Origin of the sequence: Sphingomonas corticis (assembly GCF_012035195.1) — a bacterium.
Classification (GTDB): domain Bacteria; phylum Pseudomonadota; class Alphaproteobacteria; order Sphingomonadales; family Sphingomonadaceae; genus Sphingomonas; species Sphingomonas corticis.
The window spans coordinates 84,554-95,479 of sequence record NZ_JAAVJH010000012.1 but is presented as its reverse complement, the minus strand read 5'-3'; the positions used below and the strand labels follow the sequence as shown (position 1 = coordinate 95,479).

Sequence of the window (10,926 nt, the reverse complement as noted above, 5' to 3'; positions counted from 1 at the left end):
TCTTGGGAAAGAACGGCCGCAGCCGCTCCATCTGCTCGTCGGTCAGCCAAAACAGGTCGCTCATTCCGGTCTCCTTGCGGAGCCTGAATCAGATCGCAACGCTCACATCAATGGGTCCTGACCCTAGGTGGACAACGCAACTGTGCGAAGGCGAGTCGCCGCAGCGCCCTGAAGCCTTCGACGTCGGACGGCCCGAAGAACCCGGCGAGGCTCATCAGGACCAGGTCCCTTTCGCGCTCCACTTGGATGTCGTAGCTCACGTCGTTCATCGGAAATCCTCTCCTACTCGCGATGGCTCGTTTTAAGTCTTAGCCCTTCCGATCAACCTGTAGTCGATCCTCCCGCAACTATGTCGACGCGTCGAGCCCACTTGACGGCTCGGGGCTCGGTGGCATTGTGCGGACGGGGAACTCGGGGGATTGCTCGTGCGCGCACGACGCGGTGTTTCGCTCGTCTTCGTGAGCGTCGCAGGGCTCCTGCTGCATGCCTGCGCGGCAGGCACATCCCAACACGCCGCATCCAGTCTCACTCCAGGGTTCCCTTGCCGGCCGCCGGCACCCTCCGACAGCCTCACGTTGCCGCGATCGCTCTTCGAGCGGTCCCGGCCAGCGCCTACGCTCGGCGTCGTGGAGGAGCGGCTGCGATCGGCGTTCGCAAGCGCGGGGCACAGGCAGCCGCGGGTCTACCAGACGTGCGGCGGCTTCGCGCTGGTGACCAGCGTCGAGCGCGCTCGCCTGGACGGGAGCCCCTTCGGGGAACCGGAACGCTTCGTGGACCTCGACGAGCCGATGTCGGCGATCGAGGAGCTTTCCCTGTACGGTGTGCTGAGCGCGCTCTTCAGGGCGCGGCCGGGTCGCTTTCGCCTCATCGTCATCGTCGTGTCCGACCATGGGTTGGCGCCGCTCGGATCGTTGTCGCCGCAGGAAGCGAGGGAATGGACGCAAGGTGGCCTCCTGAGTCTGCCGACCTGGATCGGGAAGCGTCCGTTCACGCCCGGACACGACGTGAGCGCGCTGGTCTACGAGTTCGAGAAGGCGTCCGGAAGCCAGCACGCGAGGCTCGTGACCCCTGCGCGCCTCAGCGCCGGTCAGCATCTCAGGCTGACCGGCATGCTCGGCGCGCTTGAACGATGATGCACCGCTACCGTTCCAACCTGGCGTTGCTGTGGCTCTCCTGGAGCGGCATTCTGTGCCTCTTCCTGACTTGGCGCGCGGTGGATCGGGACGGCTCGGTCGTGACGACGTTGACGTGGCTGACGCCGCACGTCGTGCCCACGCTGTCGCTTGTGGGCGGCGTAGCGATCGCGACGAGGGCGGAACCGGAGGCGCGATATGATCCGCACGCGCGCGCCGCCTACGTCCGGGCGCTCTTGGCGAGCGGGCTGTACCTCTTCGTCGTGAGCGCCGCGCTCGTCTCGGTGGTCCTGACGCTCGGGTCGGCAGAGGAGACGCTCAAGCCGTTCGGGCTCATACTCGGCCTCCTGCAGGGCGCGACCGCGGCGGCGCTCGGAGTGTTCTTCGCCAAGTCGCCCGCCGCTTCGTGAGCGCGTGGAGCACGCCGGGGGAGTCCGGAGCCACCCGTCCGCCAAGGCGCCTTCAGGCGGCGGTCGGCGGCGCTGGCGTCTCGAAGTCCGGATCGTCCGACAGCTTGTCGAACCTGTCCTCGCCGCTCCAGGCGACCACCCAGCCGTATTCGTCCTCGGCGTCGCCCTCGCGGAGGTCCGGCACGAGATGCCACAGGGATCGGAGTTGCTGTCGATTCTCGCCCGTGACCGGCAGGATCTGCCCCGCCCAGGCGGCGAGCGTATGGTGGCCGTCGTCGACCTCGCCCGCATCCACGAAACGAAAGCTCACGGAGAAGGCGATCTGGTCGCCCGTGATGAACCCGCGGACGGGGAACCGTTCTGAGAGCGGGACACTTCCCTTCGCCGTCTGGTAGGCGCCGGACACCAGGAGGTGCTCGGTCGCCGAGCCGCCGGGCATGGCCGTGGCCGACACGTCGGCGATCCGCAGGAGCGACCCCAGCTCGTTGCGCCAGGTGCCCCGCCACCGCGCCACCGCCTCTGCGACCTCGCTCATTCTCAGCTCTCCTGCCGTTTGAACCGTCGTCTTCGGCCCCTGGACCCGCGGCTGCGGCGATCTCGGGAGCCGCCCTCGTCCGCGACCGTCAGGCCGTCACCTCGTTCACCACCGGACCACCGTCGAGGGCGGTCGACAGGTTTCGGATCGCGGCGTCCCGCAATCTCCCGACGGACTGGACGGAGGCGCCGGCGATGTGCGGACTGAGCAGGACGCTCGGGACCCCCTTCCACCGCTCCGGCGGGGTGGGCTCGTCCTCGAACACGTCCAGCGCGGCGGCCCCCAACCGTCCATCCTTCAGGGCGGAGATCAGCGCCTCCTCGTCGATCACCGCGCCACGCGAGATGTTGACGATCAGGCCCTTGGCGCCGACGGCGGCGATCACGTCGGCGTCGATCTGTCGGACTGCGTCGCCGCGCGCGGCGACGACGAGCACCGAGCACCACCGGGCCAGGTCGTGGAGACTGTCCCGTCGGGGCCAGGGCGCGTCCTTCTCCCGCGGACCCCACCAGGCGATCTCGCCGCCGAACGGATCGAGGCGGTGGGCGATCGCGGCACCGATGTTCCCCAGGCCGACGATGCCGAACCGGTGACCCGACATGGCCGTCCTGAACCGTGGATAGCCCTTGCCGGACCAGCTCCCGGTCAGCACCCAGTCGTGCAGTTCCGGCAGGCGGTGGACGGATGCGAGGAGCATCGCGACCGCGTGGTCGGCGACGTCGCGGCTGTGCACGTCGCCCGCGTTCGCGACGGTTACGCCGCGCTGGCGGGCGGGTCCGACGGCGATCCTGTCGTACCCCGTTCCAGGGACGGCGATCAGCCGCAGGTTGGGCAGCCGCTCCAGCAGTTTCGCATCGAAGCTGTTCGCGAGCGCAGCGACCACCCCCTCGCCGCGCTCGGCCAGCAGGGCGTCCGCGTCGGCGGCCTCCCAGAGACGGACGAAGTCGAAGCGGTCCGCCAGCGCGCCGTCAAGCAGCCGTTCCATCCTCGGGTCGAGAAGCAGGAGCCCCGGCTTGGTCATGTCTTCGGTCCTCGTTGAGGCGGGTTCGACGCCCGGTCGCGGCCGCGGCCGGGCGCCACTCGGACGCGCCCCTAGTTGCGACGGGGGATGACCACCCTCATGGACTCGTAGCCCTTCACGAAGCTCGAATAGACCCGCTTCGGTTCGTCCACGACGACGATCTCCGGGAAGCGCTTCATGATCTCCTCCCAGATGACGCGGAGCTGGAGCTCGGCCAGCCTGTTCCCCACGCAGCGGTGGATGCCGAAGCCGAACGAGATGTGCTGCCGGGGACGCGCCCGGTCGACGATGTACTCGTCCGGTCGGTCGATCACCTCGTCGTCCCGGTTGCCCGAGACGTACCACATCGCCACCGTGTCGCCTTCGCGGATCTGCTTGCCCCGGAACTCGACGTCGCGGGTCGCGCGGCGCTTCATGTGCGCGAGCGGGGTCTGCCAGCGGATCGTCTCCGAGACCATCGACGGAATGAGTCCGGGGTCCGCGCGGAGCTTCCGGTACTCGTCCGGATTTCTGTTCAGCGCGTAGACCGAGCCGGTGATCGTGTTGCGCGTGGTGTCGTTCCCGCCGACCGTGAGCAGGATCACGTTGCCGAAGTACTCGAGCGGGGGCATGTCGCGAGTGGCGGGATCGTGGGCGAGCATCGAGATGAGGTCGCCGGTCGGCTCCGCGTTGACGCGCTCGTTCCACAGGCGCGTGAAGTACGCGTGGTATTCGGAGAAGATCTCCAGCTTCTGCTCCCGGGTATCGACCAGACCCTGACCGGGGACGGCGGTGACGACGTCGGACCAGTAGGTGAGCTTGCGGCGATCCTCCTGCGGCATGCCGAAGAGCGTCGCCAGCGTCATCGCGGTGAGCTCCATCGACACCTTGTCGACCCAGTCGATCTCCTCGCCGACGGGAAGATCGTCGAGGATCTTGGCCGCGCGTTCGCGGATGATCGGCTCGAGCAGCTGCAGGTTCATCGGCGACACGGCGGGCGTGACGATCTTGCGCTGGATGTCGTGCTTCGGAGGATCCATGGCGATGAACATCGACATGCCCTGGAAGGGGCTGCCCTGCTGCTGATCGGCGGTGCGCACGAGCGTGATCCCGGGCTCGGACGAGAACGACTTGTGGTCCGTGTCGATCGCCATGATGTCGTTGTACTTGGTGATGGACCAGTAGCGGCCGAACTCCCCGTTCTCGGAGAGGTGGACGGGGTCCTCGCGGCGGAGCCGCTCGAAGACGGGCTGCCACGTCTCGGAACGGAACCGGTCCGGGCGGGCGGGATCGAGCTCGGCGAGCGGCACGTTGTCGACGGCAGGGGACGCGGTGTCGGCGATGATGGCGGCTGCGGCACTCATGGCATCTTCCTTTCTCGAGGACGCGCGGGGGGCGTCAGTGCTGGCTCTCGGGCATGTGGACGACCAGACCGTCCAGCTGCGGCGACATGACGATCTGGCATGAGAGGCGCGAGGCGTCGTCCCGTTCCGGCGCGAGTTCGAGCAGTTCGTCTTCCTGCTCGCCGGGATTGCCGACGGCTGCACGCCATTCGTCGGCGACGTGCACGTGGCAGGTCGCGCAGGCGCACATGCCGCCGCAATCGGCGTCGATGCCGGGGATGCCGTTGCGCACCGCCCCTTCCATGACGGACAGACCGTCCTCCAACTCGACCTCGTATGCTCGGCCGTCGTGCGCCAGGTATGTCACGTGTCCCATTCGAACTCCTCGGTCGGCGAGGCGATGCCGGGGATCGGACGCCCGCACCGCCACTGTGCCGTCATCCGAAGACCTCGAACGGCGTTCCGCAAGCGCTATCGGGTGGTGGAGCGGGAGAGCGCTGTCGGGTGGTTCCCGCCGCGTTCGCAGCGGTCCCAGAACGCTGTGGCGAGCGCGCCGGCGGAGCTTGACGACGGGCGGAGACGATTGCGTCGTCTGCGGCGTCGATGGTCTGGCGGATCGAGCGGATCGGCCACTCCCGGCGGCGCTATCCCGCGCCACGGGCCAGACGCCCCACCTCCTCCATGTCGGTCGGCTCGACTCGCCAGGCCGCGGCTGCCGCGTTGGCGCGGACCTGTTCGGGCGACGTGGCGCCGGCGATCACGGACGGGATCACCGGGTGGCCGAGCAGCCACGCGAAGGCGAGTTCCAGCAGGCCGCGCCCATGCGCCCGGGCGTAGTCGCCCAGCGCCTCGATGCGGTCGAAGCGCTCGTCCGACATAGCGCGCTTGGCGGCCTCCGGGTGCGCGGCGAGCCGCGTTCCGGGCGCGGGCGGTTCCCCCCGGACGTACTTGCCCGACAGCAGGCCCGAGGCGAGCGGGAAGAACGGGAGGAAGCCGAGACCGTAGCGTCGACAGGCTTGAAGGACCGTGCGGGAGGCCCCCTGCTCCAGGAGTGAGTAGAGGTTCTGCGCGCTCACGAAGCGGGTCTTGCCCTGTGCGATCCAGTCGGCGTCGGCGATCTGGAATGGGTCGAAGTTGGAATTGCCGATCGCCCGGACCTTGCCCTGTCTGACGAGGTCGTCGAGCACGTCCAGTGTTTCGGCGATCGGGGTCTCGTCGTCCGGGCAATGCATTTGCAGGAGATCGATGTAGTCGGTGCCGAGGCGCCTGAGGCTCGCGTCCACCGCCGCCGTCACGTAGGCGCGGGAGCCGCCTCTCGGTGCCGCGCTCTGGCTCGCCGTCTTTCCGAACTTCGTCGCGATCACGGCTTCGGATCTCCGTCCGCCGAGCGCTCGGCCGAGGAACTCCTCCGAAGCGCCGCCTCCGTAGGAGTCGGCTGTGTCGAAGAAGTTGATGCCCGCGTCGAGGGCGGCGTCGACGACGGCGCGCGTTCGGGCTTCATCGATGCGTTGGCCGAAGTTGTTGCAGCCGAGGCCGACCACGCTGACCTCGAGATCCGAGTTCCCGATCCGACGACGTTCCATGTCACCTCCGAGCGAATGGCGCGGGAAGTCGCTCCCAGCCTGGCGTGGTCATCGTCGGCTGCGAAACAGTGTTCGAAAAGAGGCGGCGCCGACCGCGCGGTGCTTTCGCGCCGGTGGGAACGCGCGCGCCACTGGCCAGGTGCGATCGTCGACATGCGGCGGATCTCCGCCGCAGTCCTCACGTCCGGATGTCCGATGGCGGCGAGACGCGCGCGGAATTTGACTGTTCGGGCCGATTGTTCTCGCGACGATCGCGGCAGATGCTGTAGGATCCCGTGCGGGATCGAGACTTGCGGGGGGAAGTCCATGGCTGAGGAAGCGGAGTCGACGGGAGGTGGTGGAGACTGCGAGGACTACAACGTTCCCAGTCAGGACCCGTTCTTCCAGGTGTCGCCGGAGGCGAGCTTCTGGGCTGAGGAGCCCACCTTTCGCCTGGTCACGGCGGATCAGGTGATCGAGAAGCTGGGCGGAGTCGCAGCGATCAGGTCGAATTGGCAGTTCGACTGTCCTCCGACTCAGGCGGAGATCGACGAATTGGTTTCAGGCGAGTTCGCCTACGCCAGGCGGCGCGTCGAGTTCGACGACACCTTCCGCCGCGACAGACTCGGCGAATTCCTCACCCATCCGGTCTTCATCGTGAAGCCGCCCGCGGGCACCACGGTGAACAACCGCGTACGGACGGGCAGGTTGCCGATCGTCAGGGATGGCGGCGAGCTCGCGACCATGTTCGAGGCGGAGAAGACCGCCGTGTGGCATCAGCACGTCATTCTGACACTGCTCGATCTCCCCGGCGACCTTCCCGTCGGCGACCCTGCGCAGGGGAGGACGGAGACGGTGAGGTTGCGCGAGGTGATCTCCCCGGTGCGCCAGGCGCTGATGCAGACCGCGCTGCACGCCGCCACCTTCAACGCGCTGTCGGTGATCTGGCGATTGAAGTGGCGTCGCCTCCCCGCCGCCCAGGAGCAGCAGCCTGTGCGGATCAGTCGGCGGGAGCGCCCGTCCGAGTACTTCGAACGTCATGCCGAATACGACTTCACGGTGTTGTACGACGCCGAGATACGCTTCAACGCAGACGGCGACATCCTCCGCGACGTCTCCGCGGCGCGGCGCGCGAGGCCCGCGACGAAGCCGGGCACGCCGCGGCATCCGGCCTACGGCTCGGGCCACAGCACGTACTCGAAGGCGGCCAGCGAGATCCTGAAGGTGTTCCTTCCGCGCTGCTGGGGCCGCCCCGCCATGGCCGGCGGGTTGATCGCGGACGTGCACGGTTCCCTCGACAAACTCGCGAACAGCATCGGCGAGTCGCGCTTCTGGGGCGGAGTGCACTGGCGGCGCGATCACGAGTTCGGGCAGGCGGTGGGCCAGGCCGTCGCGGACCTCCTGATCGAGCAGCTCGACCGCTCGCTGATCGACCCTCGGCCCTCGCGCCACGCTACCGTTCCCGACTTCGACGATCTCGAGACGCTCTATCGCGACATTCTCCGGCGACGGGAGCAGGATCCGAGATTGTGGGATTGGCGGGAGGACGGCCCCTTCCCGGACATCGAGTGCATCGACGGCGTGGTCAGGCCACGTGGAACTCAGCGGCTCAATCTGCAGGGCGGGCGCATCTGACGCTTGAGCGGACCGCCGCGGCTGGTGGCAGAGTCGTTGCTGCGGGATGGATTGCGCGGCATGGCACCGGTCGGACGAGCCGTTCCCGTGGCGGACTGAGGGGCAAGGTCGAGCGCTGGTGGAGCAGGATGATCCGCCCCTCACGCTCCCCTCTTGGAGCACCACTCTTCCGATGGTCCACGATCGAGCCGTTGATCGGCGACCTGCGACGGCACGACCAGTCGGCCTCGTGGAAGCGCCGACAACCGCGCCGTTCTCGCATTCATGCACTGTGGATGGGCTTGCGCCTCGGCCCGACGAACCACTCGACGTAGCGCTTGGTCGACCCCCTGCTGGATCGCCGGTCTGGCGCCGTCGGGCGCTACAGCTCGCGGAGCAGGCCTCCGTCCACACCCGCCTCGATGAGCGCTGGCTCGACCTCCTCCGTCGCCGCCCTTCCCGCCTCAACCCGGATTCGGCCGAGCGCGTGACCTATGCTGCCGGCCTGAAGAACCGCTCGACGACCGAGGTCGCCAGCCGCGCCGGCCTGAGCGTCGCCGCGTCGATGCAGCACCAGCTCGACTTCACCTCCGCCAGCACCTCCTCGCCGCGGCGGATCACGGTGGCGTAGAAGGCGCGAGCGCCCTGCACCTTCTCCAGCAGCACGGTGGCGATCACCTCGTCGTCCAGGAAGGTCGGCTTGCGGTAGGTGATCTCGTGCTTGAGCGCGACCCACAGGTGCGCGGTGACCGCTTCTTCCGGCGCGAACTTGCGCCAGTGGCTCAGAACCGCGTCCTGCACCCACTTGAGGTAGCTGGCGTTGTTGACGTGGCCCATGAAGTCGATGTCGGACGGGTCGACTGCGACGCAGAAGTCGTGCGGAGGGGAGTGCTCGGTCACGGCACCGTCCGTAGCAAAGAGCTTGCGATTTCGCCAGCTTACGCGGCGATGGAAGGCCCGAACGGCGCGTACTGCGCACGTGCCTCCTTCTGACCGTCGCGATCGGCGATCAGCCGCTCAGAACCTGGTTGCGAGCTGGATCGAGATGGTGCGTGGCCTGTTGCGGCGACCGTAGTAGGCGGGCGTCCCCGTCGGATCGACCAGTCCCGACAGCAGCCAGTCGGAGGTGAACTCCGTGATCCGGATGTTCGTGAGATTGTTGCCGATCGCCGCGACCGACCATGCGCCGGACGCGTCCCCCAGTCGGATCTCGAGGTCGGCGATCGCGTGCTCGCGCTGGATCGGCGCACCGGGGTTGCTGGCGCGGAACTGGAGGTCCGCCTCGCTCTGGTAGCGCACGATGGCGTTGGCCGAGAGTTCGAGTCCCGCTCCCACCGAGGCGGAGTAGTCCGCCGTGAACCTCCCCGACCAGCGGGGCGCGCGGACGAGCCGCATTCCGTCGGTGATCTCGGTCACGAAGACGCCGGGCTCGACCTCGCTGACGAGCGGCTCGGTGAACCGGGCGTCGATGTACGCCAGTGCGGCGGAGACCCTGAGGCCGCCGACCGGCCTCCAGCGGAGCGTGCTCTCGATGCCGGTCGTCCGCGCGTCGACGTTCGAGATCTGCGACACTGGCAGGGGCGAGTCCTCGAGGGTGACCAGCCGGCCGGCTTGGAAGCCGTCGACGCGCGTGTCGAATGCGGCGACCTCGAAGGAGCCGTCGCGGCCCAGGTCGTACTTGGCGCCGACCTCGAGGGAGCGGGTGACCTCGGTCCCGTAACGCGCCAGCGAGAGGTCGTCCGGAACGGACTGGAACCCGCCGTTCTTGCTGCCGCGGGCGTAGGTCGCGTACAGCAGGAGCTCCGGTCCGGGCCGGTATTCCAGCCCCAGGTTGTAGTCGGTCTCGTTCGACGTGGTGGCCGGGAGCGTGACCGGCGCGATGGGTGACGCGAGCGTGCCCGAGATGTCGTAGGAGGCGCGCTTGTCCTCGAGGTTGTGGCGGATGCCGGCCAGGACGGAGAAGCCGCCGAGCCGGTAGCGCCCAGCCGCGAAGGCGGAGTAGGCGTCGGTCACGATGTTGGAGAATGCGTCGAGGTTCTCGCCCAGATCGGACTCGATGCGCCGGTGCAGGCTGTAGTCGTTGTGGTAGTAGTAGAGGCCGAGCACGACGCTGAACGGAAGTGAGGCGGGCGAGGCGAAGCGGAGTTCCTGCGAGAACACCTCGTTGTCCTCGTCGTCGAGCTGGTCCAGCACCAGCAGGGGCGTGTAGTCCTGATCGAGGCGTCGCGACGAACTCCAGCTCGTGTATCCGGTCTGGGCCGTGAGCGTGCTCCCGCCGGTCGTGTCGAACTCCAGGATCGCTGTCGCGCGGTCGGTGTCCTGGTCGTCGACGGGCAGTCGGGCCTCGCCGAGGGCCGGATCGAGTCGGTCGCCTCCGTTGACGTGGCGGTCGTCGGGCGTCGCGTCGAACTCGTCGACGCCGAGGACCGTCTCCGAGAAGCTCCGCGCGAGGCCGTCGGGATCGTTGAGCAGTTCGAGGTACTGGCCGTCGCCCCGACGGATGTCGTGCTGGTAGATGGCGGTGAGACGGACGCGTTCCCCGAGAGCACCTTCCAGGATGGCCCGTCCTGAGGCGTCGCGCAGCTGCTGCTCGTCCCTGCCCAGGAGGACGTTGCGGGTGTATCCCTGCTCGTCGTTGAAGAAGCCGGCGAGCCTCAGGGCCAGACCGGAGCCGAGCGGCACGTCGGCGCCCGCTCGCACGATGACGGCGTCGAGCTCGCCGACGTAGGTGGCCGAGCCCTCGAATGCGAGCACGTCGCCCGGCCGCCTGCTCGTGATGCTCACGGCGCCGAGGCTGGTGTTCTTCCCCAGCAGGGTCGACTGGGTGCCGGCGACGAACTCGATCTGCTGGACGTCGTAGAGCGGCGTCGTGAAGTCCCGCGCGTGGCCGAGGTACACGCCGTCGAGAAACGCGCCGACCGACGCCTCGGCGGCAGGGTCCGGCAGGTTGGAGCCGAGTCCGCGGAACGACGCAGAGCCTCCGGCGGTGCCCTGCATCAGCGTGAAGCCCGGCACGATGCCGTTGAGATCGCGCGCGTTGGTGACGTTGGAGGTCGTGAGGTCGTCCTGCGCGACGACGCTGACGGTGACCGGCGTCTCCAGCAGGCCCTCGTTCTGCCTGAGCGCCTGGACGATGATCTCCGCTTCCGCAGGAGGAGCGCCGGGAGCCTGCGTCGGAGTCTGGGCCATCGCCACCTGGCAGGTCAGAGCGCCCGCGAGCGCCGTCCCCATCGCCAGAATGCGCCCGTTGCGTACCGCCGTTCCTGCAGCCTTCATCGCTTCTCTCCCCACCCCTCGACCTATCTTGGCCAATCGGGGTATTTGCCGAC

The 10,926-nt window shown here is 68.3% G+C and carries 11 protein-coding genes; 3 read left to right on the top strand and 8 right to left on the bottom strand.

All coding sequences use genetic code 11. The features are described from left to right. Window positions 1–107: 107 nt before the first annotated feature. A complete protein-coding gene (locus tag HBH26_RS16000; RefSeq protein WP_168135641.1) occupies window positions 108–269 on the bottom strand; it encodes a hypothetical protein in 162 nt (53 codons plus the stop codon). Between the two features lie 357 nt (window positions 270–626). Here HBH26_RS16000 and HBH26_RS15995 point away from each other — a divergent pair, with 357 nt between their 5' ends. Next, a complete protein-coding gene (locus tag HBH26_RS15995; RefSeq protein WP_168135640.1) occupies window positions 627–1,133 on the top strand; it encodes a hypothetical protein in 507 nt (168 codons plus the stop codon). After that, the gene (locus tag HBH26_RS15990; protein ID WP_168135639.1) at window positions 1,130–1,543 is read left to right on the top strand and encodes a hypothetical protein; all 414 of its coding nucleotides are present in this window, start codon (window positions 1,130–1,132) and stop codon (window positions 1,541–1,543) included. The genes HBH26_RS15995 and HBH26_RS15990 overlap by 4 nt, the downstream gene beginning before the upstream one ends. A 52-nt stretch (window positions 1,544–1,595) precedes the next feature. Here the strand turns inward: HBH26_RS15990 and HBH26_RS15985 are convergent, their stop codons facing one another. The 5 genes from HBH26_RS15985 to HBH26_RS15965 form a co-directional block, all read right to left on the bottom strand. Further along, window positions 1,596–2,078 carry an avidin/streptavidin family protein gene (locus HBH26_RS15985; protein ID WP_168135638.1) on the bottom strand — a complete coding sequence of 161 codons (483 nt, stop codon included), beginning with the start codon at window positions 2,076–2,078 and terminating at the stop codon, window positions 1,596–1,598. 88 nt (window positions 2,079–2,166) lie between these two features. Next, window positions 2,167–3,099 (bottom strand): NAD(P)-dependent oxidoreductase, encoded by a 933-nt coding sequence (locus HBH26_RS15980; protein ID WP_168135637.1) that lies wholly within the window; start codon window positions 3,097–3,099, stop codon window positions 2,167–2,169. 71 nt (window positions 3,100–3,170) lie between these two features. Next, window positions 3,171–4,442: a cytochrome P450 gene (locus HBH26_RS15975; protein WP_168135636.1), complete on the bottom strand. Its 1,272-nt coding sequence runs from the start codon at window positions 4,440–4,442 to the stop codon at window positions 3,171–3,173. Window positions 4,443–4,476: 34 nt separating this feature from the next. Continuing rightward, on the bottom strand, window positions 4,477–4,797 hold the full coding sequence (locus tag HBH26_RS15970) for a 2Fe-2S iron-sulfur cluster-binding protein (RefSeq protein WP_168135635.1): 321 nt from the start codon (window positions 4,795–4,797) through the stop codon (window positions 4,477–4,479). 268 nt (window positions 4,798–5,065) lie between these two features. Further along, the gene (locus HBH26_RS15965; protein ID WP_168135634.1) at window positions 5,066–6,004 is read right to left on the bottom strand and encodes an aldo/keto reductase; all 939 of its coding nucleotides are present in this window, start codon (window positions 6,002–6,004) and stop codon (window positions 5,066–5,068) included. 306 nt (window positions 6,005–6,310) lie between these two features. Here HBH26_RS15965 and HBH26_RS15960 point away from each other — a divergent pair, with 306 nt between their 5' ends. After that, window positions 6,311–7,618 (top strand): phosphatase PAP2 family protein, encoded by a 1,308-nt coding sequence (locus HBH26_RS15960; protein WP_168135633.1) that lies wholly within the window; start codon window positions 6,311–6,313, stop codon window positions 7,616–7,618. Between the two features lie 471 nt (window positions 7,619–8,089). Here HBH26_RS15960 and HBH26_RS15955 read toward each other — a convergent pair whose 3' ends face one another. Then, on the bottom strand, window positions 8,090–8,497 hold the full coding sequence (locus HBH26_RS15955; protein ID WP_338057433.1) for an acyl-CoA thioesterase: 408 nt from the start codon (window positions 8,495–8,497) through the stop codon (window positions 8,090–8,092). 117 nt (window positions 8,498–8,614) lie between these two features. Further along, on the bottom strand, window positions 8,615–10,873 hold the full coding sequence (locus HBH26_RS15950) for a TonB-dependent receptor (protein ID WP_168135632.1): 2,259 nt from the start codon (window positions 10,871–10,873) through the stop codon (window positions 8,615–8,617). Window positions 10,874–10,926 lie beyond the last annotated feature (53 nt).